The sequence below is a fragment of the Streptosporangium saharense genome, assembly GCF_014203715.1.
Classification (GTDB): Bacteria; Actinomycetota; Actinomycetes; order Streptosporangiales; family Streptosporangiaceae; genus Streptosporangium; species Streptosporangium saharense.
In genome coordinates this window covers 18,169-42,381 of the sequence record NZ_JACHJP010000001.1, presented here as the reverse complement: position 1 = coordinate 42,381, position 24,213 = coordinate 18,169, and the positions used below count along the sequence as shown (strand labels likewise).

Genomic DNA, 24,213 nt, shown 5'->3' with positions numbered 1-24,213 from the left:
CCGTTTACAGCGAAATCAGCTCTTTCATCAGGATATGTCAGAGAGAAGATCGACACGCGTGGGTTCGTCAACCTCGGGTGGTACGCGGTCGAACAGCTTGTCCACAGCCTGTGGACAGACGCCGCACGGGCGGCGGATAAGCTCTCCCGAGTGCGCATTCTTGTGATTGGATCCGGCGGGCGCGAGCATGCCCTGTGCCGGTCGCTGGCGTCAGACCCCCAGGTCACCGAGGTCCACTGTGCCCCGGGAAACCCGGGCATCGCCCAGGTCGCGACCCTCCACCCGGTCGTCCCGACCGACCCCGGGGCCGTCGCCCGGCTCGCCGGGGAGCTGGGGACCGACCTGGTCGTGATCGGCCCCGAGGCGCCGCTGGTCGCCGGGGTCGCCGACGCGGTCAGGAAGGCGGGCATCCCGTGCTTCGGCCCCTCGGCGGAGGCGGCCAGGATCGAGGGCTCCAAGGCCTTCGCGAAGGACGTCATGGCCGCCGCGGGCGTGCCGACCGCGCGCTCGCACACCTGTGAGACGCCCGAGGAGGCCGCCGAGGCGCTCGACGCGTTCGGCACGCCGTACGTGGTCAAGGACGACGGGCTCGCGGCGGGCAAGGGCGTCGTGGTCACCGACGACCGCGAGGAGGCGCTCAGGCACGCGGCGGCGTGCGGGCGGGTCGTCATCGAGGAGTTCCTCGACGGCCCCGAGGTCTCGCTGTTCGCGCTCTGCGACGGCTCGACGGCCGTGCCGCTGCTGCCCGCCCAGGACCACAAGCGCGCCTACGACGGCGACAAGGGTCCCAACACCGGCGGGATGGGCGCCTACACGCCGCTGACCTGGGCTCCCGCCGACTTGACAGAGCGTGTCATGGCCGAGACGGTCCTGCCGACCGTGACCGAGCTGGCCGGGCGTGGCACGCCGTACACCGGGGTGCTCTTCGTGGGGCTGGCGCTCACCAAGGACGGCCCGAAGGTGATCGAGTTCAACGCGCGGTTCGGCGACCCGGAGACCCAGGTCGTGCTCGACCGGCTCGCCACGCCGCTGGCCGGACTGCTGCTGGCCTGCGCGAACGGCACGCTCGACCAATTCGGGCCGCTCACCTGGCGTGGCGGCGCCGCGGTCACCGTGGTCGTGGCGGCGGAGAACTACCCGGCCGAGCCGGTCAAGGGCGACGTGATCGAGGGACTGTCCGAGGTGTCGGGAGACGCCTACGTGCTGCACGCCGGGACCGCCGCCGACGGCGAGCGCGTCGTCTCCACGGGCGGGCGGGTGCTCAGCGTGGTCGGCACGGGCGCCGACGTCGCCGCCGCCCGCGAGGCCGCCTACGAGGCGGTCGGCCGCGTCCGGATGCGCGGCTCGCACCACCGCACGGACATCGCGGCCCAGGGCCTCTGAGCCTGCGGGGTCTCTGACCGTACGGTGTCCGGCCGTCACGGAGACGTACCGTCGAATCGGCATGTCCCGGCGGGCCGGGGGTAGTCCCGGCCCGATCCCCTCTCGGCCCACGCCCAACGGAGGAACGATGTCGCTCGACGCAGTCTCCCCGGAACGGATCGGCGACACCGGCGTCCTGCGCTGGCCCGGCACCTGGCGGGTGTACGTGGCCACCCGCAGCGAGGAGATCAGGGCCGACGCCGAACGCGCGCTGACCGTGCGCGAGGGCGCGGGCCAGCTCGTCTCGGTCGGCGAGGGCATCGGCACGCACCTGGCGCGCGCCGAGTCCTACGCCAGGAGCAGGCACGGCCTGCGCCGCTGGCTGACCGGCCACGCCATCGAGGGCGCCTGGTCGAACGTCAACAGCGCCACCGTGATGCTGTACGGCGTGCTGCCGACGGCGGAGCTGTGCGGCCGGGCCACCGAGGTCCTCGCGATCGGCAGGGCCTACTTACCCGGCGACGACCCCAGGCTCGTCCAGTTACACGCCAGGGTCGCCGCCGGGGACCTCAACGAGGGCGACAGGCCGCTGATGCAGTCGGTGCTGCGGGCGGCCTACACCGCCCAGGCGATGGAGAGCGGCCGGGTCCGCAGCTTCCGCAACCTGCTGCTCGGCGGCGTCGTGATGCTGTCGATGATCGTGCTCGGCCTGGTGACGGTCGGCGCGATCTGGCCGGACGCGGTGCCGATGTGCGGCAACCAGTCGGTGATCCAGACGCAGGGCCTGATGCCCGCCCAGATCTGCCCGACCGGCGGCCACCGGCCGGGTCACGGCGACGTCCCGCTCGTCGCGCTGGTCGGTGTGCTCGGCGCCGCCCTGTCCAGCGCGGCCTCGCTGTCCACCCGCGCCGACCTGTCCACGCGCTACTCGCTCGCGGTCGCCCAGACGCTGCTCAAGGCCCCCGCCGGGGTCGCGACGGCCGTGCTCGGGCTGCTGATCCTGAACTCCGGGTTCGTCCCCGGCATGTCCGGGCTCGGCTCACAGCCCGCGATCCTGGTCTGGGCGATGGTCTTCGGGTACGGCCAGCAGGTGGTGACCCGGTTCGTCGACCAACGGGCCGACACCCTGCTGACGGCCGCCTCCCCGCTCACCCCCTCGGACAGAGGCACCCGGGCCGCGTGAATAAACTCTGGCCGGTGACGCCGGTGTCGCACAGCCCTCCCTTCGGCGGGACACACGCGTCGCGGAGGCTTTCACGGCCCAGTGGAAATTGTCATGAGGGAACCGTTGAATCTTTCGCGCGGAGGCTTCTGGTCAGTCGCCTGACCGGTCACCCAAGGGGCGTTTCCCCACGAAATAGCTGGTTCAGGGGCATCCAACGGCTAGTGTTGGCCGACGCCTTCCGGCCACCGCCCCCTTGTTGTACGAATATCGTCCCCCACCCTCAAGGAGCAAGAAGCATGGTCCGTTACCGCGTGCGCGGTGGCAATCCCCTCCGTGGAACCGCCTTCATCCAGGGCGCAAAGAACGCCGTGCTTCCCATGATCGGCGCGGCCCTTCTTGCGCCCAGAGGCCGTACGGTGCTGCGCAACGTCCCCATCATCGAGGACGTGCGCCGCGCGGTCGAGCTGGCCGAGGCGGTCGGCGCCAAGGTCGAGCTCCACGAGGCCGAGCGCACGCTGGTGATCGACGCCTCAACGCTGAGCAGCCCCGTGCTGCCCGCCGAGATCGCCCGCCGCTTCCGCGGCTCCGTGCTGTTCGTCCCGGCGCTGCTGCACCGCCTCGGCGAGGCCATCATCGAGGGCGTCGGCGGCTGCAACCTGGGCAGCCGCAACCTCGACTTCCACTACCTGGGCTACAAGCGCCTGGGAGCCGTCGTGGACGAGGGCGACGCCGTCATCCACGTCAAGTCGACGGGCTTCACCGGCGCCACGCTGTACCTCGACACCCCCTCGCACACCGGGACCGAGAACCTCATCATGGCGGGCGTCCTCGGGCGCGGCACGACCGTGATCGAGAACGCCGCCCTTGAGCCCGAGGTCCTCGACGTGATCGAGATGCTGACCCGGATGGGCGCGCGGATCAGCGGCGGCGGCACCGGGTTCATCACCGTCGAGGGCGTCGACGAGCTGCAGGCCGTCGAGCACACCGTGATGCCCGACCGGCTCGACGCGGGCGTGTTCGCGATGGCCGCCGCGATCACCGGGGGCGAGGTCAACCTGGTCGGCGCCGACCTGGACCACCTCGGCGTCGTCCGCTACAAGCTGGAGCAGATGGGGGTCGAGTTCGCCGACCACGGCGCCGTGCTGCACGTGCGCAGGGACCGGCCGCTGCGCCCGATCAACGTGATCACCGACACCTACCCCGGCTTCGCCACCGACCTGCAGTCGCCCATCATGACGGTCGCCTGCCTCGCGGACGGCGCGAGCTACATTCACGAACGTATTTTCGACGGCCGCTTCGCACTCGCCGCGGAACTCAACAAAATGGGCGCCGACATCGAAGTGAAGGAGAACAGCGCCGTCGTCCGGGGGGCCACCCCGCTCACCGGAACCGACGTCACGGCCCATGACCTGCGCTCCGGCATCGCCCTCGTGCTGGCCGGTCTGGCGGCCCGGGGAGAGACCGTGATCGGGTCAGGTTATCTCATCGACCGGGGCCACTCTTATCTGGCCGAGCGTATGCAGGCCCTCGGTGCGGATGTCCACCGAGAGATTTCTGCATGATAATCAACCGGTTTCAGTCTCCCAAAAAGCGCTCTGACCTGTGTAAACACTGTCAGTCAGGGTTTAGACCGTGGGTTCCTCCAAGAATTGACCTCTAAACGGGCGTGACATTACGGCCCTCGCAAGCGATCGTTCCAAAAGAGAGCCGAATCAACAGGGACGGCAGGATGGGACGAACATTGGTCGAGCGGGCCGAAGAAACTCCACGAGTGTCACGCCCGGGTGCCATGACACCGGACCTCACTATCGGTGTGGTGGGCCCCCATGACCTCGTAGAAAGGGTGATGCTTATGGGACACGCGGCGGCACCTCTGCCGTGCCGCCTGGTGGCCGCCGCGTACCGCGACGAACAGGAGGCGGCCGACAAGGTGACCCGCCTCGGAGCCGGGGTGGACGCCTGTCTGTTCGCCAGCCCGGTGCCGTACGACCTGGCGAGGCGATCGGGGGTGCTGACGATGCCCGCGACGTATGTCCAGCTCGGCGGCGCCGCGTTGATCGCCGCGTTGGCCAGGGCCGCGCTGGACGAGCGGATCGACCCCAGGAGGGTCAGCATCGACGTGCTCGGCAGGGGCGACATCGAGGAGGCCTACGCCGACCTCGGGCTGCCCGCCGGGGACGTGCACAGCCGCGACGAGCCGGGAGCCACCGGCACGATCGCGTCCTTCCACGAACGCCTGGCGCGCCAGGGGAACACCAGCGGGGCACTGACCTGCCTGCCCGCCGTCGCCGACCGGCTGCAGACGGCCGGGGTTCCGGTGGTCAGGATCCGCCCGACCTCCGCCGCGGTCCGTACGGCGCTGCACACCGCGGCGCTGCTCGGGGCGCACCACAGGCTGGAGGAGTCGCAGCTCACGGTGGTGCTGGTCGAGGTTCCCACGCTCCGCGAGCCGGTGCGCAGGGCCGCGCCGCGCTACTGGCGTGACGAGCTGAGGCTGTCGCTGCACCGCCTGCTGGTGCAGGAGGCCAACCGGATCAACGCCTCGGTGACCGCGGTCGACGACCACAGCTACATGGTCACCGCCACGCGTGGTTCGGTGGCCACGGCGACCGAGGGCTTCCGGGTGCTGCCGTTCGCGGCCCGGGTGCGTGACGAACTGGGCCTGGCGGTCGAGGTAGGGGTCGGCATGGGCCGTACGACCCATGACGCCGAGTCCCACGCCAGGGCCGCGCTCGCGCGCACACAGGCGGGCAAGCAGGCCCAGGGCTTCGCCGTCGACCGGGAGGGCAGGGCGCTCATCCCCGCGCCCAGGATGCCTCCGCAGGGCGGCGGACCGCTCAAGCCCAAGGGCGTGGAGGTGCTGGCTCGGCTGGCCGCCAAGCTGGAGGGCGGGGACACCGTGGTGGACGCGGAGGGCGCGGGCAAGATGCTCGGCGTCACGCCGCGTACGGCACGGCGGTTGCTGCGCACGCTGGTCGACGAGGGGCTCGCGTGGCCGCTTCCGCCGAACCGCACTCCGCAGCCCGGCCGTCCGCGCCAGCTCTACCGGCTGATCGTGGAGAAGCTGGGAAGTCGCTGAGGCCGTCGCCGAAGCTGTGGAGACCGCTGTGACGGCTTCGCAGCGGTCTTCGTGTGTCCGCGCGGTCCCGGGGCCTGTGCCGTACTGCAGCACGGCCCATGCCCCGGGACCGCCACGCCGTCATCCTCCGGATCCCCACCGGGGGGTGACGGCCCTTTGCTTGTCAGGGGGTCGTCTCACGGGCTGAAAACCGCGAGAGGTTTCCTGACTTGAGGGGATATTGTCAGGAGCTATGGCTTATGACGCTGCTGACAAGCGCACGTCTCTCCTTGTCTGGGGCGGGCTGGCGATCGTGTACGTGGTCTGGGGGTCCACCTACCTCGCGATCCGGGTGGTGATCGAGACGGTCCCCCCGTTGGTCAGCGGGGCGATGCGCTTCACCATCGCCGCGGCGGTGCTCGGCCTGGTCGTCCTGCTGGTGAAGGGGCCCGGGGCCTACCGGATGTCGCCGAAGCAGTTCGGCGGGGCCGCGCTGGTCGGCCTGCTCCTGCTGACCTCGGGCAACGGCCTGGTCGCGCTGGCCGAGCAGCACATCTCAAGCGGCCTGGCCGCGCTGCTGGTCGCCTCCGTGCCGCTGTGGCTGGTGATCCTGCGCGTCGTCGCGCGTGACAGGCCCAGGGCGCTGACGCTGGCCGGGGTGCTCGTCGGGTTCGCCGGGGTCGCGGTGCTCTCCCTGACCGGCGCGAGCGGCGCGTCGAGCGGCGCGGCGGTCACGACCGTCCTGATCGCGTCGGTCTCGTGGTCGGTCGGCTCGTTCCTCGCCGCGCGCATCCCGATGCCCGCCGACCCCTTCGCGGCGAGCGCCGTCGAGATGCTCGCGGGCGGTCTCGGCCTGCTGGCGGTCAGCCGTACGGCGGGCGAGCACCTGAACCTCGCGGCCGTGTCCGGGCGCTCCTGGGTCGGGCTCGCCTATCTCGTCGTGATGGGCTCGCTGGTCGCCTTCACCGCCTACGTGTGGCTGCTGGGCAACGCCCCCATCTCCCTCATCTCGACCTACGCCTACGTCAACCCCGTCGTCGCGGTCGCCCTGGGCGCGCTCGTGCTGAGCGAGGTGGTCACCGGCTCGATGGTCGTCGCGGGCCTGGTGATCGTCGTCGGCGTGGCGCTGGTGGTCTCGACCGAACGCAGGAAGGCGCCTGCCGTACAACAGGAGGAACCCGCGCCCGCGTAGGCGCGGGTTCCCTGAGGGGCCTGGGAGGCCCTGTGAGGCCCCTGGGACGTGTTTGAGACTCAGCCCTTCAGGAAGACCTCGGCGACCTTCAGGAAGGTGTCGTTGGCCTCGGGAGAGCCGATGGAGACGCGGACGCCCTCGCCCTCGAAGGGGCGCACGGCGACGCCCTCCGCCGCGCAGGCCCCGGCGAACTCGACGGTGCGCTCCGCGAGACGCAGCCAGACGAAGTTGGCCTCGGTGACCGGCACCGTCCAGCCCTGGGCGATCAGCGCGTCACGGACCCGGTCGCGCTCCTTGACCACGGTCTCGACCCGGTCGAGCAGCTCGGCCTCGGCGGCCAGCGAGGCGATCGCGGCGGCCTGGGCGAGGTGGTTGACCGCGAAGGGCACTGTCGTCTTGCGGATGGTCGTGGCGACGGGCTCGTTGGCGATGAGGTAGCCGACCCGCAGCCCCGCCAGGCCGTACGCCTTGGAGAAGGTGCGCAGCACGGCCACGTTGGGCCGGTCGCGGTAGATCGTGAGGCCGTCGGTCACGTCGGTGTCTCTGACGTACTCGCGGTAGGCCTCGTCCAGGACGACCAGCACGTCCTCGGGGACCCGGTCGAGGAAGGCCGCAAGCTCGGCCGAGCGCACGACAGTCCCGGTGGGGTTGTTCGGGTTGCAGACGAAGATCATGCGGGTCTGCGGGGTGATCGCCTCGGCCATGGCGTCGAGGTGGTGCGTCTCGTCGGCCAGCGGGACCCGCACCGAGGTGGCTCCCGCCAGGTCGGCCATCAGCGGATAGGCCTCGAACGACCGCCAGGCGTAGATCACCTCCGCCCCCGGCTCGCCCACGGTCTCGAAGAGCTGCTGAACCAGCGTGACCGAGCCCGCGCCGGTCGCGACGTGCTCCGCGGGCACGTCGTAACGCTCCGCGAGGGCGTTGGTCAGCGCGGTGGCTCCCGGGTCGGGGTACAGGTGGGCCTGGGAGGCCGCCTTGGAGATCGCCTCGACCACCGAGGGAAGCGGACCGTAGGGGGATTCGTTGGAGGACAGCTTGAAGGACCGGCCGTCGGCTGACACCACGGCCTTGCCCGCCCGATAGGGGGGCACGGTGTCCAGAATCGCGCGGAAACGAGGCATGACCTTACTTTATGAGGAGCAGGCGGATGGGGCATCCTCCTGGAATGCTGGAGGTGAGAGCATGCCCGACCGGGAGGACGACATGAGCAGCACGCCACCGGTCGAGTTTGAACCTCTACCCGTATGGGCGATTCCTCCCGTGGCAGGCTTCACGGCCGACGACCTCGACCGGCTGCCGGGGATTCCCCCGCACACCGAACTGATCGACGGCAGTCTCGTCTTCGCGGGGCCCCAGACCAACTTCCATATGGCGACACTCTTCCTTCTGGAGAGCGAGCTGCGACGCGCCGCCCCCTCGGACCTGCGGGTCCGCAGGGAGATGACCGTGACGCTCGGAGAGCGGCAGCGTCCCGAGCCGGACGTCATGGTGGTTCGCGCGGAGGCGGTCAAGGGGCCCGGACAGACCACCTATCTCCCGGCCGACGTCGCGCTGGTCGTCGAAGTGGTCTCCACCGAGTCCGAGATCCGCGACCGGCGCCGCAAGCCCGAGCTCTACGCGGAGGCGGGCATCCCGCACTTCTGGCGGGTCGAGAACACGCAGGGCGTGCCCACGGTCTACGTCTACGAGCTGGACCCGGCGACCCGGCACTACGCGCTCATGGGCATCCACCATGACCGGCTGAAGGTCCCGCTGCCCTTCGAGATCGACATCGACCTGGCCGAGACCGAGAACCTCTGAGCAGAAGTTGTCCGGCCGGCGGGCGGACGTGGGTCGTCCGCTCGCCGGCCGGTCGGCGCCGGCTCCACCCCCCCGGGGATCCGGCGCCTGTCCTTGGGCGCTTGGCGCTCGGGCCGCGGTCAGACGTCTCCCGAGGAGACCGCCGACAGCGGCAGGATCGGTTGTTCCGTCACGGTCAGACTGATCAGGTCGACCATCCTCAGCCGCCGCGACGCCGTACGGCGGGCGGCCCAGGCTTCGAGGTCGGCGGCGAGCAGGGCGGCGACGAACCAGGCTTCGGCGGGGCCGATCGGGGAGGGACCCCGGCGGCGCTCGCTGCTCCAGTAGGCCTGGAGGTGTCCGGGAGAGGCGGAGGCGGCAAGCCGCCTGGCCCTGACGTCGGTGTGGGTGAGGTCCTCGGGGCCCAAGGAGATGGGCTCGATCACCGCGGTCGCGCCCTCGACCGAGCAGCGCTGCCAGGCGATCGAGCGCTCGGTGAGCAGGACGTCGGCCTTGGCCCACTCGGCGGGCGGGTGGTCGTCGTGGCACCAGGTGACGGCGGCGCAGCCGAGGGCGGCGTCGGGGGTCGGCACCCGGTGGACCTCGGCGCCGATCCGCACGAGCAGCTCCGACAGGGCGAGCGCGATGGCTCCGCCGCCGACCACGGCGACGGGGCCCGGCCAGTAACGGGGTTCTCGCTCGACCAGCAGGCCCCGGTCCTCGAAGGCCCGCAGCGTCCCCGGGTCGAGTTGGTCGAGGTCCTCGCCGATCTCCGGCTGGACGGGGAGGAACTCCCCGGTGGCGGTCCGCAGCACCGTCACCTTCGCGGACTCGTCGGGTACGGCCAGGCCGCCGCGGCGTTCCGCGTGGCCGTTGCCCGTCCCGGTCCGCCGTCGCCCACGGGGTTCCGCCTCGGAACGCCCGGTCGTGTCCGCCGCCTGCCGTACCGTCCCGGTCGTCACCGAGAAGATCTCCACGCCGGGCGCAAGTGTCCGCCGCGCCATCAGCACTCTCCTGTCTTGAGAAAAGCCTGTTCCGTGCCTGGGAAGGGCGTCGCGCGTCCGGACGGCGCCCTGTCCCCGGTCTGACCCGCTTCCGCCACCGGACGGTGACGGGGCATGGCCGTTCGCCGGGTGAGCCGTCGCCGCCCGGTGCCGGGTTCACGGTCGCCGAGACCACCAGGACAATCGTCGTGGAACAACCACACCGACATCCTGAAATTTCAAGATTTTGCGCTCTTAACCTCTCAGTGTGGGAATAGCGTAAGCGATAACCATTTTCATGTCTATAACGGAGAAATGGTTTTCATCCCTTGAGATTGGATGCGTCGGAAGACTTCCCCGCGGGGACTGTCTTCCTGCCTACTCCTTGAGGGAGCGCAGCATCGGGGGATGAAGGAAAACCGCAGGTCCCCTGCGGTACAGCTTGGCCGGACGGCCTCCGTCGCGGGTCGTCGTGCGACCCGTCGGCACCAGGAAGCCCTCCGCCTTGGTGACCTTCCGGTGAAAGTTTCTCGGATCGAGTGGACGGTCCCAGACGATCTCGTAGACGCGGCGAAGATCGGCCACCGTGAACTCGGGCGGACAGAAGGCGGCGCCGAGCGGGGTGTATTCGAGTTTCCCCCTCGCCCGTTCGATCCCGTCCACCATGATGCGCCGATGGTCGAATGCCATCTCCCGCAGCGAGGAGACCGGCTGCCAGCTCATGTGGGCCTCGGTCGAGGCGGGAAGGTCGGGGGCCAGACCGAGGTAGGCGACGCTCAGGACGCGCTGACGCGGGTCGCGGTCGGGGTAGCCGTAGGTCTGCAACTGCTCCAGATGGACGGGGGCGCCGGGCAGACCGGCCCGCTCGGCGAGCACGCGTTCCGCGGCGGCGGGAAGGTCCTCGTCGAGCTGGATGAAGCCGCCTGACAGGGCCCAGCGTCCCTCGTAGGGTTGCTTGTTCCGCCGCCAGACGAGCGCGCTCAGCGCCTGGCAGCGCACCGTGAGGACGACAAGGTCCACGCTGACGGGGATGCGCGGAACCATGTGAGGCACGTTACACCGCTCAGACGCCCACGCGGACGTGTAAGGACTCGGCCGCGGCACGCCCGTCGGGCGCCGTGACCTTGATGCGCACCCAGGTGCCCTTCGGCACGCCGTCCCAGCCGAACGGGAACCACGCCGTCCTGACGCGTTCCGGCAGGTCGGACGGGAGACCGTCGAGATCGACCCCGGTGACCTTCGTGACCTCGGGGGTGTCCTGACCTGGCCAGGTGATCGTCACCGTCGAGCCGACCGGGATGTCGTAGCCGCGGATCTCGACGCCGTCCTGGATGTCACGCGGCCTGTGCACGGCGTCCACCGGGATGGGCCTGCCCGCGTCCCTGGCGATCTCCTCGGACAGGGACGGCGAGCCGCAGGTGAAGAAGTCGCTCCACATGTAGGAGACGATCTTCGAGACGTACCGGCCGACCTGGGTCACCGCGGTGTCGAGCCGTTCCTTGTCCGTGCGTCCCCTGGTGCCCGTCCTGGCCGCGCACTGCTCCTCCGACGACGGCTCGAACGCCTCGACGTTGGCCCAGAGCTGCACGTTGTAGCCCTGCTCGACCATCCTGGTCCTGGCCGCGGCCATCTCCCGGTAGTAGTCGCGGGTCGAGCCGTGGTAGGCGTCGCCGTTTGTCGTCTCCCCCACAACGGAGCGCAGCCGCTCGTCGACCTTCTGGCTTCGCTGGTCGGGCCAGAACAGCCCGACCTTGCCGGTGCCCCGGCTGTCCTGCGGCGCGATGATGCCGACGCCGGTCCTGGCCAGCGCCTCGAAACCCTTGGCGACCTCCCTGGGCGTCGCGCTGAACGGCAGCCGCTTGCGCGCGTCCAGATAGGGACTGACCAGGATGGGCTTGCCCGGCATCTCCTGCTCGACGATCTGGTGCTGCGAGGCGTAGACCGCGAGCGTCGGGTGCTCGGCCTTCATGTCGCGAAGCTGCAGCTCGAACGGCTGGTAGAAACCGCCGAGCGAGGGCCGCTCGGCGAAGCGGTCGCCGTAGTCCTGGAGGATGCGCCGGGTGAGCGTGGTCAGGGTGTCGGTGCCGCGCTCGGAGGCCCGGGTGCTCTGCATCGGGTCACGCGGGGCCAGCGGCAGCGCCGGGAAGACCTTCACCCCGAACCTGTCGCCGAGGTCGAGCAGCTCGGTGAGGCTGTCCTGCTTCGCGGCGGCGACCAGGATCAGGTGGTAGCCGCGTCCCCGGTTCCTGATGTTGTCGCAGCTCGGGTCGTCGGTGCCGTCGTCGGGCGCGAGCAGCCGGTAGAAGACCGTGTCCTCGGTGACGATCCTGCGCTCGTAGGCCGGGCAGCGGAACAGCCCGTCGCCGAAGGCCTCGTCGGTCCGGTAGACGAACGTCCAGCTCACCCGGTTGCCCGGGTTGGCCGCCTTGAGATCGCGCTCGGCCGCCGCGACGCACGGCACCCCGTCCTCGACGCAGGGGGCGTAGCGCGGGTCGGCCTTGTTCCCCTCCTTCTCCAGGACACGGCCGTCCTCGGTCGTCCTGCGGGCCTGCAGGCCCCAGCCGATCCGGATCACGGTGTCGCCGCCGACCTCGTGGATGGCCGTGAACTGCCTGCGCCAGGTGCAGTGGTCGGTGGTGGGGATCAGCCAGTAACCGGTCAGCGCGTACGGCGTGCGCACGGTCGTGTCGAACGTCCCGCACGGGTCGGTGTACGGCGTGCCCGACGGTTGCGGCGAGGAGGCCGACGCCGAGGGACTCTGGCTCTGCGAGGGGGTGGTGCTGCGGGCCGTCGAGGCGCTCTCACCGCGGGGCAGGACCATCGCGACCGCCGCGGCGGCGGCGAGGATCGCCACGCCCAGGAAGACGGTGAGCCAGCGCACGTTCAGGACACTACCGTTCTTGCGATCAGGCGGACATAAACAGCTTCCCCGGGCCCGGGGTCAGCTCTTGACCCCCGCCCACGACTCAAGCTGGGAGACGAAACGACGCGCCGAGTTGGGCCAGTGGTGGTTCGCACGGGCCGCCGCGTACCCACGGGCGCCCTGACCATGCCGCTCCCTGACGTCGTCGCGCAGGAAGACCACGGCCTGGGCGACCGCCTTGGGGTCCTGCCACGGCACGACGACGCCGCTGCTGTAGCGCTCGACCAGCTCGACCGCCCTCGGGGAGGGGGTGGTGATCACGGGGATGCCGTGCGCCATGTACTCCACGATCTTCGTGGGCATGGAGTGGCGGTAGTTGGGCTCGTCGCGCAGCAGCGAGAGCCCGGCCAGCGCGCCGTCGAGCCGCTTGAGCGCCTCGTCGTTCGGCATGAAGTCACGCCATTCGAGCACGCCCTCGGCGACCGCCTCGTTCAGCATCGGGCGTGACTGCGGGTCGGCGTAGCCGATCAGCTCGACCGCGACCCGGTGGGGCCGCAGCAGCCTGGCCACCTCGATGGCCTCGCGCACCCCGCGCGCCTCCGACAGCCAGCCGAGGTAGACGACCCGGTCGTCGCCCGGCACCGTCACCTGGTCGGGGACCCACGTCTCGTTCGGCACCACCAGGTGCGTCCTGCGGAACCGGCCCGCGTAGGCGCTCTCGGCCAGCAGCAGGTGCAGGTGGCGCTCAGCCGTACCCTCAAGGAGGCGGGCGAGGAAGCGGACCGGCGGGCGCAGGAACGCGGGCAGCCAGGGCTTGAGCGAGAGCGTCGCCGGGGTGTCCTCGTGGACGTCCCAGACGACGGGGGGCCGGTTGCGCACCCCGACGACCGCGAGCAGCAGCTCGGGGTCGTGCACGATCGCGAGGTCCACCTGGCCGCGCATGCGCTTGAAGACCTTGCGGGCGGCGCGTACGGCGGTCAGCCGCTTACGCTCGGCCGCCCTGGGCAGGTCGACGCCGTTCACCCACGACCGGGCCATGACGCCCCGCGCGGTGTACGGCGCGGCATACGTGACCTCATGACCGGCATCAACGAGCGCGCGGATCTGCCGGTGCAGGATCCGGGCGTCCTCGGGGTGATGCACCACCGTCATGACGAGCACGTGCACTGCGCGCAGCCCTTCGCTACTAGAGCCGCTCGACGCGTTCACCCTCGGCGAGGACGCCGCGGGTGTCGAGCACGAGCCTGCCGTGGTCCTCGACGATTGACAGGTCGAAGGCGGCGTGCTGCTGGAGCAGCAGTGTCACGTCCGCCTCCGTGACGGCCTTCGCCAGGTCCTCCTCGCGGGGCACCTCGACGCCGTCGACCCGCCACTGTTTGACATGGGGATCGGAGAAGACCAGCTCCGCGCCCAGTTCGACGAGCGCCCGCGCGACCGGCAGGGCCGGGGTCTCACGCTCGTCGGCGATGTCGGGTTTGTAGGTGACGCCGAGCAGGAGCACCCGGGAGCCGTTGACGGCCTTCTTATGCCGGTTCAGCAGCCGCTGGACGCGGGCGACCACGTAGGCCGGCATCCGCTCGTTGATCTCCTGGGCCAGCTCGACGAACCGGAACGGGTAGCCCAGCTTGCGCACCGTGTAGGACAGGTAGGACGGGTCGACCGGGATGCAGTGGCCGCCGACACCCGGTCCCGGCAGGAACTTCTGGAAGCCGAACGGCTTGGTTGAGGCCGCCTCGATGGCCTCCCACAGGTCCACGCCCAGCTCGTCGCAGAAGATCGCCATCTCGTTGACGAGGGCGATGTTGACGTGCCGGTAGGTGTTCTCCAGCAGCTTGGCCATCTCGGCCTCGCGGGTGCCGCTGACCGGCACGACCTGCTCGACGAAGCGGGAGTAGAACGCGACAGCGCGCTCCCGGCAGGCCAGGGTGTAGCCGCCGACGACCTTGGGGGTGTTGCGCATGCCGTACTTGGCGTTGCCCGGGTCGATGCGCTCGGGCGAGAACGCGAGGTGGAAGTCGCTGCCCGCGGTGAGGCCGGAGGCCTCAAGGATGGGGCGGGCGACCTCGTCGGTGGTGCCGGGCCAGGTGGTGGACTCAAGGACGACCAGCGTGCCCGCGGAGAGGTTGCGGGCGACGGTCGCGGTCGCGCCCTCGACGGCGGACAGGTCGGGGCGGTGGTCCTCGTCCAGCGGGGTCGGCACGCAGATGACCACGGTCGCGCTCTGCGCCAGGACCGTCTCGTCCAGGGTGGCGCCGAAGCCGTTGGCCAGCATGTGCTCCAGGTCGGCGTCCGTGAGGTCATCGATGTAGGAGCGGCCCGCGTTGAGCGCCTCCACCTTGACCGGATCGACCTCAAGGCCGATGACGCGCAGACCGGCTCCCGTGGCCTCCTTCGCCAGGGGCATGCCGACATATCCGAGACCGATGACGGCCAGGTCGTAGGTGCTCACTCGGCCTCCTTCGCCGGCCTCGCCCGCGGGGGCGCCAGTGTCGCCGGCGGGCTCGTTGCGCTCGCTCACCGGGTGACCTTGGAATGCCGGAAACAACACTTCATGGTCGCAAAGGCTATCTCAAGTCCGAACGAGCCACGTCTAATGCGATTGAACGCATCACAAACTGGCAGTTTCCTGGGAGTCGTCCGAAGGTCATCAAGAGGTAAGTGATCGGTAAAGGTCACGGTACGTCTCCGCGACGCGGCTCCACGTGCGCTTGGCCGCGACTTCTGCCCTTCCCGCCTGCCCCATCTCGGCCCGCCGCGCGGGGTCCTCGCGCAGTCCGGCGAGCGCCTCCGCGAGGGCCTCGGGGTCGCCGGGAGGGACAAGAAGCCCGGCGCCGTCGGAGCCGACGAGCTCCGAGAGAGCGGGCAGGTCACTCAGCACTACCGGTTTGCCGAGCGCCATCGCCTCGACGGGTTTCAATGGTGTAACAAGTCGGCACACCCGCAGGTCCTCGCGGGGGCAGACGAAGATGTCGATGGCCGCCTGCGCCTGGAGTGCCTCGTCGGGACCGACCCTGCCGGGCAGGATCGCCACGTCGCCGAGACCGAGCTCCTCGACCTGTTCGAGCAGCGCGGGCCGTTCCGCGCCGTCGCCGACGAGCAGCACCCTGATCGGGGTCCCCCGGTCACGCAGCAGCGCCGCGGCGCTCAGCATGGTCGCGAAGCCCTCGTAGGCCACGATGCTGGAGACCGACCCCATGACGACCTCGCCGGGGGCGATGCCGTACGCGGAACGGAAGGTCGCGCCGTCGTATTCGGCGGTCAGCAGCGAGTCGTCAACGGCGTTCGGCGCCAGGAAGATCTTCTCCCTCGGCACGCCGCGCTCGGCGATCTCGACGGCCATGGTCTCCGCGAGCGTCACCACCGCGTCGGCCGAGCGCATGATGAACGCCTCGCGGTCGCGCTGGAGGACGTGCCGCTGGCTGCCGACGCGCTTGGGGTCGCGCGAGGCCCAGGTCTCCTCAAGGAAGCCGCGGACCTCGTAGACCATCGGCGTGCCGGTGCGCTCCCGTACGGCCAGCGCTACCGAGCCGTTGCGGTGGTCGGTGGCGGCGTGCAGGATCTGCGGCCTGAGGGTCCTGACCAGCTCGGTCACCTCACCGGCGCCCTTGATCATGCGGCCGTGGCTCTCGAAGGGCACGTCCCCGCCGCCGGGGATCAGCCGGTGGTAGGGGATGCCGTCGATCTCCTCGAACGGCGTCGCGTCCGCGTGGCCCTGCATCATCGGCCAGCCCCAGCTCGTCACCACGTGCGGGTCGAGACCGGCGGCCTGCTGCGCGGTGACGATGCGGTGGGTGCGCACGGTGTATCCGGCCTGCGTGAACGGCAGCGCGTTGGTGACGCAGTGCAGCACCCGGCCCTCGACCCGCTCCCCCACGATGACCTTGGCCTTGGGCGGGATCGGGTTGGGCTGGATGGCGGCCAGCTCACCGGCGTAGTAGGCGGCCCTGCGCTTGATGAAGGGGTATCTCGTGTGCCCCTGGAGCACGGCGACGGCCTCGCTCATCCGGCCCGAGTCGAAGTGCTCCTTGGCCTCGGCCCACGGCCCCTTGACCATGCGCATGCCGAGCTTGCGGACGACCAGCCTGGCCTGTCGCGCCGCCGGCCACGCGAAGCGGCCCACGACGGGACGCAGCTTCGGCGGGAGCGTCTCGGCGGCGGCCTGGGCCACACGCACCGGATCGGACTTGACCTTGGCCGCCACGACCCGGGAGACGATCACGGGGTGCTTGGCGAACCCCTTCAGCAGGCCGCTCAGCCCGGCACGGGCCGACTTCGCGGAAACCTTTGAGGAGTCTGGCGTGCTGGCATCGGATACCACGCCGTGACCGTACCATAGGCATCGTTTGCCCTACTCCCGCATGAAAGGCGAGGTCAATGAGGGACTACGCCCCCACGGGGACGACCCCGGACCCCGACAATCCCCTCGTCCTGCACGTGCTCGGCGCGCGGCCCAACTTCGTGAAGGCGGCCCCGGTGGTGCGCGCTCTCACGGAGCTGGGGGTACGGCAGGGCATCATCCACACCGGTCAGCACTACGACGCGCTGATGTCGGACGTGTTCTTCGCCGACCTGGGTCTGCCGGAGCCGATCGCCAACCTGGGAGTGGGTTCCGGCTCGCACGCGCGGCAGACCGCGGCCCTGCTGACCGGCCTTGAGGACGTGGTGCTCGAACACCGTCCCACGCTTGTCGTCGTCTACGGCGACGTGAACTCCACGCTCGCGGCGATCCTCGTCTGCGCCAAGCTGCAGGTGCCGACCGCGCACGTCGAGGCGGGCCTGCGCTCCTTCGACCGCGAGATGCCCGAGGAGGTCAACCGGGTCGTCACCGACGCGCTGTCGGACATCCTGTTCGCCACCTCGCCGGACGCGCTGTCCCACCTGGCCAACGAGGGCGTCGATCCGGCGCGGGTCCACCTGGTGGGCAACCCGATGATCGACAGCCTGTTCTCCGCGCTGGACCACCTCGACCCGGCCCCGATCCGCTCCCGTCTCGGCCTGACCGGACGGTACGGCGTGGCCACCCTGCACCGGCCCGCGAACGTGGACGACCCTGCCTCGGCCAAGGAGCTGGTCGACGCCGTCCTTGAGGTGAGCGCGCGGCTGCCGATCGTGGTGCCGATCCACCCCAGGGGCCGTCAGCGGCTGGCCGACGCCGGGCTGGTGACGGGTGGGAACCTCCTCATCGTCGATCCGCTGGGCTACGTGGACTTCCTGTCGCTGGTGCGCGGCGCCTCGCTGGTCGTCACCGACTCGGGCGGGGTGCAGGAGGAGACGACCATGCTGGGCGTTCCCTGCCTGACGGTCCGGCCGAACACCGAGCGGCCGATCACCATCACGCACGGCACGAACCGCCTGGTCACCCCGGCGCAGCTCGCCGCCGCTGCGGACCGGGCGCTGGCCGAGGGCGCCGTGACCCCCTCGGGTGACCTGCCCCCGCTCTGGGACGGCAAGGCCGGTCCCAGGATCGCCAGGGTGATCGCCGCCTGGCTCAGGGGAGGCAACCTCTCCCCCGCAGGTCAGGTCATACCGCCCAATTCCCTGTAAACCGCCCTTTCGGTACGGCTCACGCCGTACGCTGGCACGACCTCGGTGTAAAGGCGATTCCCATGAGTTCCCCTGAGCAGACCCCCGAAGAGCCGAAGTTCCAGCGTCTTGGGCCGATCAACTGGCTTCCCGAGGAGCGCAAGGTCATCGAGCGCTTCGAGGAGCGCGTCCGCGACCTGGAACGGCGGCTGGCCATCGCGGAGGCGCGCGCCGACTACGCCCAGTGGAAGCTGGAGTCGACGAAGGTGCAGCGGCCGTACCGGGTGGCCGAGGCGCTGACCGGGGCGAAGGGGTCGGGGGTCGTCCGGCTGCCCGGCAAGCTGAAGGCCGCCATGTCCACCCGCAAGGGACCCAAGGCCCCCAGGCCCGTCTCCGAGGTGATCGAGGAGCTCGACCAGCAGGGTCCCGCGGTGACCGTGCCCCAGGTGAAGTGGCCCGCCGGACCGATCAACCGGCCCGACCTGAAGGTCGCGGTGATCCTGGACGACTTCTCCAGGATGGCCTTCAAGTACGAGTGGGACCAGATCGAGTTCGGGCTGCGCGACTGGCCGGAGATCTTCGCCGAGCGCAGGCCGGACATCCTGTTCGCCGAGTCGGCCTGGCACGGCAACCAGGGCCGCTGGCGCTACCAGATGACCGGCTCGAACGCCCCCAAGCCGGAGCTGCGCGCCCTGATCGACTGGTGCAAGGCGGAGGGCATCCCCACGGTCTTCTGGAACAAGGAGGACCCGCCGAACTTCGACTTCTTCATCGACACGGCCAAGCTCTTCGACCACGTCTTCACCTGTGACGGGGACATGGTGTCCCGCTACCGGGAGGTCCTCGGGCACGACCGGGTGGACGTGCTCCAGTTCGCCGCCCAGCCCCGGGTGCACAACCCCATCCAGGAGCGCCAGGGCAGGCTGCACGACGTGGTGTTCGCCGGGATGTACTTCCGCGACAAACACCCCGAACGCCGCGAGCAGATGGAGACCGTGCTCGCCCCCGTCCGCGAACTCGGGCTGCACATCTTCGCCCGCAACGGCACCGTCGACGAGAAGTACGCCTGGCCCGCCGAGTACGTCCCGCACATCGTGGGCGAACTGCCGTACGACCAGATGCTGGCCGCGTACAAGATGTACAAGGTCTTCCTCAACGTGAACTCGGTGCTCGACTCGCCGACCATGTGCGCCCGTCGCGTCTTCGAGCTGTCGGCCTGCGCGACCTCCGTCGTCTCCGGGTGGTCGCGGGCCATCGAGGAGACCTTCGGCTCGCTCATCCCCATCGCGCGTGAGCCCGTCGAGTCCTACAACCAGGTGCTCCACCTGATCAACAGCCCCGAGCTGCGGGCCAGGCAGGGCCACCTGGCGATGCGGGAGGTCTTCGACAAGCACCTGTTCACCCACCGCGTGGACCAGATCCTCCAGGTGCTCGGCAAGCCCGTGGAGACCCGGTCCCGGTCGGTCTCCGTCGTGCTGCCGACCAACAGGGCCGCGCAGATCGAGCACGCCATCTCCTCGGTCGCCAAGCAGATCCACCGGCCCGTCCAGCTCGTCATGGTGCTGCACGGCCTCGACATCGACCCCGTGGTCGTGGCCGACAAGGCGCGGGTCGCCGGGATCTCCGACGTGGTCGTGCTGCCCGCCGACCCGTCCCTGTCGCTCGGCGCCTGCATGAACCTGGGCATCGCCGCCGCCGAGGGCTCACTCATCGCCAAGATGGACGACGACAACCTGTACGGCGAGCACTACCTGTCGGACCTGGTGCGGGCCTTCGACTACTCCGACGCCGAACTCGTCGGCAAGGGCGCGCACTACGCCTACTTCGAGGGCAGCAACACCACGATGCTGCGGCTGCCGGGGCTCGAACACCGCTACAGCTGGCTGGTGCAGGGCGGCACCTTCCTCGGCAAGGCCGAGATGTTCAAGCACTACGGCTTCGAGGACGTGACCAGGGGCGAGGACACCCGGCTGGTCAGGCGCCTCAAGGAGGACCGGGTCAAGATCTACTCGGCGGACCGGTTCAACTTCGTGTACTGGCGCAGCGGCGACGCGGCCATGCACACCTGGCAGGCCGACGACATCAAGCTGACCCGCAACGCCCAGTTCTCCTTCGTCGGTCACCCCGAGGACCACGTGATGATCTAGAGGGCTAGACTCGCGGTCATGAAGTTCGCGTTCTTCCTTTCCTAGGTCGCCGTCGGCGAGACGAGGCAGGTCCCGTCGCCGACGATGCGGGGTGGCGTGGCGCCGCCCCGAGTCGACGTGGGAGAAGAACGGTCATCATGCGCCTTCGCGCGTTCCTTCTCGCCGTACCGCGTCCCTGTGCTCCCACCGTCCCGTGACGGCGGCGAGCCTGGTGGCGCGGTGCGCGCACGGGCTTGAACCAACCCTTTCCGCCGAGATCCTCCAGCTCGGACTCGGCGCCATCACCCATCTCGGGCACCGCGAGCTCCACTTCCGCGCCCTTCGGCCCGGTCCCGTCGCCCCGCGCACCGCCGACGACGTGTTCCTGCTCGCGGGTCACCGCCCCGATCCCGGTACGGCGAGGCGGGACGTGGCCGCCCTGTCCCGGCTCGCCATGGAGGCCGACCTCGACACGCTGCTTGAACTACGCCGTGCGCACGGCGGTCCCGGCGGGGTCTCCGGGGTCTCCGGGGTCGAGGTGTCGGCGTCCTTCCTGGGCGGGCGGAACTTCAACCGCTACGACGTCGAGGACGCGGTCGGGAGCGTCCTGGCCCGGCGTCTCGGCGTCGGCTACCACTCCCGCAGGACGGCGGGCGCTCCCCCACCGGGGCACACCGGGTGGCGGGTGACCCTCGACGGCCTGCGGGCGACCCTCATGCTGCGGATCACCGAACGGCCCCTGCACCGGCGTGACTACAAACGCCACACCGTCCCGGGGACGCTGCATCCCCCGCTGGCCGCCGCCATGGCCCGCATCGCCGACATCCGTCCTGGGCACACGGTCCTCGACCCGTGCTGCGGTGCGGGCACCCTGCTGGCCGAGGCGGGCGGACAGGCTCCACGGGCCGTTCTGTACGGCTTCGACCTGTCTGTCTCGGCGGTACGCGCCGCCCGGGAGAACACGGCGGGGTTGGGGGTGGTCGTCGGGCGGGCGGACGCCGGGCGGTTGCCGCTGCCCGACGGGAGTGTGGACCGGGTGCTGAGCAACCCGCCCTGGGGAGGGCAGGTCACGGCCCTGGGGTTGCTCGCCGCCTCCCCGTCCCACTGGTGGGCCGAGCTGCGGCGGGTCCTCGCCCCCGACGGCACGGCCGTGGTGCTGCTGCCCGGCCTCGACGAGCTTCCCCTCGGGTTGCGGCACGGTCTCGTCCCGGCACACGTCCAGGGCGTGCGGGTCTCCGGCGCCCAGACGTTCCTGGTCAGGCTGACGGCCCCCACGCGGCCACGCCGTACCCGAAAATGACCTGAATTCAGGGGTTCAGGGAGGGGTGGGACGCCACTCCTCCCTGAAGCCGGGGCGCAGGTAGTAACCGGCCGCGAGGTACGACAGGACCTCCGACAGGGTCTCGTCCCTGATCGTGGCGCGGGTGAACGCCAGGGTGTCCTCGGTGCTCAGCGGCTCTCCCGAGGCGATCCGCTCGCGGAAGGCGACGACGGTCTCGCGGGTGGCCAGGTAGCGCTGGATGATGTTGAGCTTCACCTGGGAACTGCCGGAGATGTGGTCGATGAACCTCTCCCCACCCCCGGGGCCGAGGGTCTTCTCCCCGAGGTTCCTGAGCAGGTCACCGTCCTTCGCGAGAACCTGGGCGCCGTTCATCTCACGCTCGATGGTGGGATACAGCCAGTCGGCGATCTCATCGGCGATGTCGGTCACACGTCCTCCTCGAACCGGGTCGAACAACAGAAACCCCAGCATGATCACCCCTCACCCCGCCTCCGGGGAAGAGCTACGGGGCCGCGCGGGTGATGGCGGGCAGGAGGTGGGTCAGGGTCCTGCGGGCCACGTCGGCGAACGACTCACGGCCGTCGCCGTTGAGCCAGTGCCTGCCCGCCACCCGTACGGCACCGGCGACCGCGGCCGCCATGACGTCGGGGAAGGTGTCCCTGGCCGGATCGACGCCGATGCGCTCGGCGATGGCGGCCGACAGCGGTTCCTCGGCCATGGCGAAGGCCTTCAGCGCCTCCCCCTCAAGCTCGGGGGTGGACATGATCATGCGCAGGCCGACCCGGTCGGGCTCGGGGGTCGCGTGCTCGACCACGGCGGCGACGACGGCCTCCGCGAGCGGCTCGTCTGCCGGTCTGGCCAGCAGCGCCTGACCCATCTTCCTGGCGCGGTCGGACTGGAAGGCGCAGATCGCCTCCTCCCTGCTGGAGAAGTAGTTGTTGTAGGTGCGCGGGGAGACGCCCGCCTCGGAGGCGATGTCGTAGACCCGCACGAGCGGGGAGCCCTGCTCGATGGCCAGACGCAGCGCGGCGGCGCCGATCGCCTCACGGGTGGCCCTCTTGTTGCGAATCCGCATGTCCTGGGCTTCTTCGTTCATTCCGCCATCCTATCCACCACGTACGTGCCACGCACTATATGCGTGGCACGCAATCTGTGGGTAGAGTGCGGGTGCTCTCGGCCGGTACGGCGAGGCCCGTCCATTGGCCGTCCGTCGCGGGCGCCGCCCCGGCCCCCCTCTTTCCTAGGAGACAGCCATGGCCTCGAAAATGATCTCGTTCGACGAGGACGCCCGCCGGGCCCTCGAACGCGGCATGAACCAGCTCGCGGACGCCGTCAAGGTGACCCTCGGCCCCAAGGGCCGCAACGTCGTGCTGGAGAAGAAGTGGGGCGCCCCCACGATCACCAACGACGGTGTCTCCATCGCCAAGGAGATCGAGCTTGAGGACCCGTGGGAGAGGATCGGCGCGGAACTGGTCAAGGAGGTCGCCAAGAAGACCGACGACGCGGCGGGCGACGGCACCACCACGGCCACCGTGCTGGCCCAGGCGCTGGTCCGCGAGGGCCTGCGCAACGTCGCCGCGGGCGCCAACCCGATGGCGCTCAAGCGCGGCATCGAGTGGGCGGTCGCCCGGGTCTCCGAGGAGCTGTCCGCGCTGGCCAGGGAGGTGGAGACGAAGGCACAGATCGCCTCCACGGCCTCCATCTCCGCGGGTGACCCACAGATCGGCGAGATGATCGCCGAGGCGATGGACAAGGTCGGCAAGGAAGGTGTCATCACCGTCGAGGAGAGCAACACCTTCGGCCTGGAGCTTGAGCTCACCGAGGGCATGCGCTTCGACAAGGGCTACGTCGCCCCGCAGTTCGTCACCGACGCCGACCGGCTTGAGGCGAACCTGGAGGATCCGTACATTCTCGTCGTGGGGTCCAAGGTCTCCGCGAACAAGGACCTGGTCCCGGTCCTCGACCGGGTCATGCAGACGGGCAGGCCGCTGCTGCTCATCGCCGAGGACGTCGAGGCCGAGGCACTGGCGACCCTGCTGGTCAACAAGATCCACGGTGTCTTCAGGTCGGTCGCCGTCAAGGCGCCGGGCTTCGGTGACCGCCGCAAGGCCATGCTGGGCGACATCGCCGTGCTGACCGGCGCCCAGGTCGTCAGCGAGGACCTCGGCCTGAGGCTGGAGTCCGTCACCCTCGACATGCTCGGCGGGGCGAAGCGGGTCGTGGTCACCAAGGACGAGACGACGATCGTGGACGGTGCCGGTGACGCCGAGCAGATCGCGGGCCGGGTCAACCAGATCCGCGCCGAGATCGACAACACCGACTCCGACTACGACCGCGAGAAGCTGCAGGAGCGCCTGGCCAAGCTGGCCGGTGGCGTGGCGGTCATCAAGGCCGGCGCGGCCACCGAGGTCGAGCTCAAGGAGCGCAAGCACCGCATCGAGGACGCGGTGCGCAACGCCAAGGCGGCCGTCGAGGAGGGCATCGTGCCCGGCGGCGGTGTGGCGCTGCTGCAGGCCGGTGCCAAGGCCTTCGACAAGCTGGAGCTGTCGGGCGACGAGGCCACCGGTGCGGCGATCGTGCGCAAGGCGCTGGAGGAGCCGCTGAAGCAGATCGCGGTCAACGCCGGTCTTGAGGGCGGCGTCGTGGTGGAGAAGGTCCGCAACCTGACCCCGGGTGAGGGCCTCAACGCCGCCACGGGCGAGTACGTCAACCTGTTCGAGTCGGGCATCATCGACCCGGCGAAGGTGACGCGTTCGGCGCTGCAGAACGCCGCCTCGATCGCGGCGCTGTTCCTGACGACCGAGGCCGTCATCGTCGAGAAGCCCGAGAAGGCCGGTGTCGCCGACGGGGATCTCTGAGGTGTGGCGTGTCGATCTTCCC

At 70.1% G+C, this 24,213-nt stretch carries 19 protein-coding genes; 10 read left to right on the top strand and 9 right to left on the bottom strand.

The genetic code is table 11. The annotated features are described in order from the left end of the window. The first annotated feature begins 150 nt into the window (after positions 1-150). The 5 genes from purD to FHS44_RS00170 all read left to right on the top strand — a co-directional run bounded on the left by purD (position 151) and on the right by FHS44_RS00170 (position 6,777). Positions 151-1,383: a phosphoribosylamine--glycine ligase gene (gene purD / locus FHS44_RS00190; RefSeq protein ID WP_184711804.1), complete on the top strand. Its 1,233-nt coding sequence runs from the start codon at positions 151-153 to the stop codon at positions 1,381-1,383. Between the two features lie 127 nt (positions 1,384-1,510). After that, entirely contained in the window at positions 1,511-2,545 is a 1,035-nt protein-coding gene (locus tag FHS44_RS00185) for a hypothetical protein (RefSeq protein WP_184711803.1), read from the top strand. A 278-nt stretch (positions 2,546-2,823) separates the two neighbouring features. After that, on the top strand, positions 2,824-4,089 hold the full coding sequence (gene murA / locus FHS44_RS00180; protein ID WP_184711802.1) for a UDP-N-acetylglucosamine 1-carboxyvinyltransferase: 1,266 nt from the start codon (positions 2,824-2,826) through the stop codon (positions 4,087-4,089). A 227-nt stretch (positions 4,090-4,316) separates the two neighbouring features. Beyond that, positions 4,317-5,606, top strand: a complete 1,290-nt coding sequence (locus tag FHS44_RS00175) for a GTP cyclohydrolase IIa (RefSeq protein ID WP_184711801.1) — start codon at positions 4,317-4,319, stop codon at positions 5,604-5,606. A 232-nt stretch (positions 5,607-5,838) separates the two neighbouring features. After that, positions 5,839-6,777, top strand: a complete 939-nt coding sequence (locus tag FHS44_RS00170; protein WP_184711800.1) for an EamA family transporter — start codon at positions 5,839-5,841, stop codon at positions 6,775-6,777. A gap of 59 nt (positions 6,778-6,836) precedes the next feature. Here FHS44_RS00170 and hisC read toward each other — a convergent pair whose 3' ends face one another. Next, positions 6,837-7,898 (bottom strand): histidinol-phosphate transaminase, encoded by a 1,062-nt coding sequence (gene hisC, locus FHS44_RS00165; RefSeq protein WP_184711799.1) that lies wholly within the window; start codon positions 7,896-7,898, stop codon positions 6,837-6,839. An 82-nt stretch (positions 7,899-7,980) separates the two neighbouring features. Here hisC and FHS44_RS00160 point away from each other — a divergent pair, with 82 nt between their 5' ends. After that, complete coding sequence (locus FHS44_RS00160) at positions 7,981-8,577, top strand: Uma2 family endonuclease (protein ID WP_184713364.1); 597 nt, start codon at positions 7,981-7,983, stop codon at positions 8,575-8,577. Between the two features lie 119 nt (positions 8,578-8,696). On the opposite strand, the gene FHS44_RS00155 is transcribed toward FHS44_RS00160, so the two are convergent. From FHS44_RS00155 to FHS44_RS00130, 6 genes are all read right to left on the bottom strand, one after another. Next, entirely contained in the window at positions 8,697-9,560 is an 864-nt protein-coding gene (locus FHS44_RS00155; protein WP_184711798.1) for a hypothetical protein, read from the bottom strand. Between the two features lie 357 nt (positions 9,561-9,917). Then, on the bottom strand, positions 9,918-10,583 hold the full coding sequence (locus FHS44_RS00150) for an NUDIX hydrolase (RefSeq protein WP_184711797.1): 666 nt from the start codon (positions 10,581-10,583) through the stop codon (positions 9,918-9,920). A gap of 19 nt (positions 10,584-10,602) precedes the next feature. After that, a complete protein-coding gene (locus FHS44_RS00145) occupies positions 10,603-12,420 on the bottom strand; it encodes a DUF4434 domain-containing protein (protein WP_184711796.1) in 1,818 nt (605 codons plus the stop codon). Between the two features lie 60 nt (positions 12,421-12,480). Then, positions 12,481-13,569 carry a glycosyltransferase gene (locus FHS44_RS00140; RefSeq protein ID WP_184711795.1) on the bottom strand — a complete coding sequence of 363 codons (1,089 nt, stop codon included), beginning with the start codon at positions 13,567-13,569 and terminating at the stop codon, positions 12,481-12,483. 19 nt (positions 13,570-13,588) lie between these two features. Further along, positions 13,589-14,851 carry a nucleotide sugar dehydrogenase gene (locus FHS44_RS00135; protein ID WP_184711794.1) on the bottom strand — a complete coding sequence of 421 codons (1,263 nt, stop codon included), beginning with the start codon at positions 14,849-14,851 and terminating at the stop codon, positions 13,589-13,591. Between the two features lie 198 nt (positions 14,852-15,049). Beyond that, on the bottom strand, positions 15,050-16,720 hold the full coding sequence (locus tag FHS44_RS00130) for a glycosyltransferase family 4 protein (protein WP_184711793.1): 1,671 nt from the start codon (positions 16,718-16,720) through the stop codon (positions 15,050-15,052). Positions 16,721-16,776: 56 nt separating this feature from the next. On the opposite strand from FHS44_RS00130, the gene wecB reads away from it, so the two are divergent. The 3 genes from wecB (at position 16,777) to FHS44_RS42190 (ending at position 21,351) form a co-directional block, all read left to right on the top strand. After that, the gene (gene wecB / locus FHS44_RS00125; protein ID WP_184711792.1) at positions 16,777-17,946 is read left to right on the top strand and encodes a non-hydrolyzing UDP-N-acetylglucosamine 2-epimerase; all 1,170 of its coding nucleotides are present in this window, start codon (positions 16,777-16,779) and stop codon (positions 17,944-17,946) included. A gap of 62 nt (positions 17,947-18,008) precedes the next feature. After that, positions 18,009-20,072 carry a glycosyltransferase family protein gene (locus FHS44_RS00120; protein WP_184711791.1) on the top strand — a complete coding sequence of 688 codons (2,064 nt, stop codon included), beginning with the start codon at positions 18,009-18,011 and terminating at the stop codon, positions 20,070-20,072. A gap of 193 nt (positions 20,073-20,265) precedes the next feature. Next, complete coding sequence (locus FHS44_RS42190; RefSeq protein WP_221460266.1) at positions 20,266-21,351, top strand: TRM11 family SAM-dependent methyltransferase; 1,086 nt, start codon at positions 20,266-20,268, stop codon at positions 21,349-21,351. Between the two features lie 15 nt (positions 21,352-21,366). On the opposite strand, the gene FHS44_RS00110 is transcribed toward FHS44_RS42190, so the two are convergent. Both FHS44_RS00110 and FHS44_RS00105 read right to left on the bottom strand, forming a co-directional pair. Then, the gene (locus FHS44_RS00110) at positions 21,367-21,762 is read right to left on the bottom strand and encodes a hypothetical protein (RefSeq protein WP_184711790.1); all 396 of its coding nucleotides are present in this window, start codon (positions 21,760-21,762) and stop codon (positions 21,367-21,369) included. Between the two features lie 73 nt (positions 21,763-21,835). Continuing rightward, positions 21,836-22,429: a TetR/AcrR family transcriptional regulator gene (locus tag FHS44_RS00105; protein ID WP_184711789.1), complete on the bottom strand. Its 594-nt coding sequence runs from the start codon at positions 22,427-22,429 to the stop codon at positions 21,836-21,838. Between the two features lie 157 nt (positions 22,430-22,586). Between FHS44_RS00105 and groL the strand changes: the two genes are divergently transcribed. After that, on the top strand, positions 22,587-24,191 hold the full coding sequence (groL, locus tag FHS44_RS00100) for a chaperonin GroEL (RefSeq protein ID WP_184711788.1): 1,605 nt from the start codon (positions 22,587-22,589) through the stop codon (positions 24,189-24,191). The last annotated feature ends 22 nt before the right edge of the window (positions 24,192-24,213 follow it).

Bases quoted from the DNA above. Each gene is read 5' to 3' on its own strand.
- FHS44_RS00185 (WP_184711803.1), top strand. From the start codon at position 1,511: ATGTCGCTCGACGCAGTCTCCCCGGAACGGATCGGCGACACCGGCGTC.
- murA (WP_184711802.1), top strand. From the start codon at position 2,824: ATGGTCCGTTACCGCGTGCGCGGTGGCAATCCCCTCCGTGGAACCGCC.
- FHS44_RS00175 (WP_184711801.1), top strand. From the start codon at position 4,317: ATGACACCGGACCTCACTATCGGTGTGGTGGGCCCCCATGACCTCGTA.
- FHS44_RS00170 (WP_184711800.1), top strand. From the start codon at position 5,839: ATGGCTTATGACGCTGCTGACAAGCGCACGTCTCTCCTTGTCTGGGGC.
- hisC (WP_184711799.1), bottom strand. From the start codon at position 7,898: ATGCCTCGTTTCCGCGCGATTCTGGACACCGTGCCCCCCTATCGGGCG.
- FHS44_RS00160 (WP_184713364.1), top strand. From the start codon at position 7,981: ATGAGCAGCACGCCACCGGTCGAGTTTGAACCTCTACCCGTATGGGCG.
- FHS44_RS00155 (WP_184711798.1), bottom strand. From the start codon at position 9,560: ATGGCGCGGCGGACACTTGCGCCCGGCGTGGAGATCTTCTCGGTGACG.
- FHS44_RS00150 (WP_184711797.1), bottom strand. From the start codon at position 10,583: ATGGTTCCGCGCATCCCCGTCAGCGTGGACCTTGTCGTCCTCACGGTG.
- wecB (WP_184711792.1), top strand. From the start codon at position 16,777: ATGAGGGACTACGCCCCCACGGGGACGACCCCGGACCCCGACAATCCC.
- FHS44_RS00120 (WP_184711791.1), top strand. From the start codon at position 18,009: ATGAGTTCCCCTGAGCAGACCCCCGAAGAGCCGAAGTTCCAGCGTCTT.
- FHS44_RS00105 (WP_184711789.1), bottom strand. From the start codon at position 22,429: ATGAACGAAGAAGCCCAGGACATGCGGATTCGCAACAAGAGGGCCACC.
- groL (WP_184711788.1), top strand. From the start codon at position 22,587: ATGGCCTCGAAAATGATCTCGTTCGACGAGGACGCCCGCCGGGCCCTC.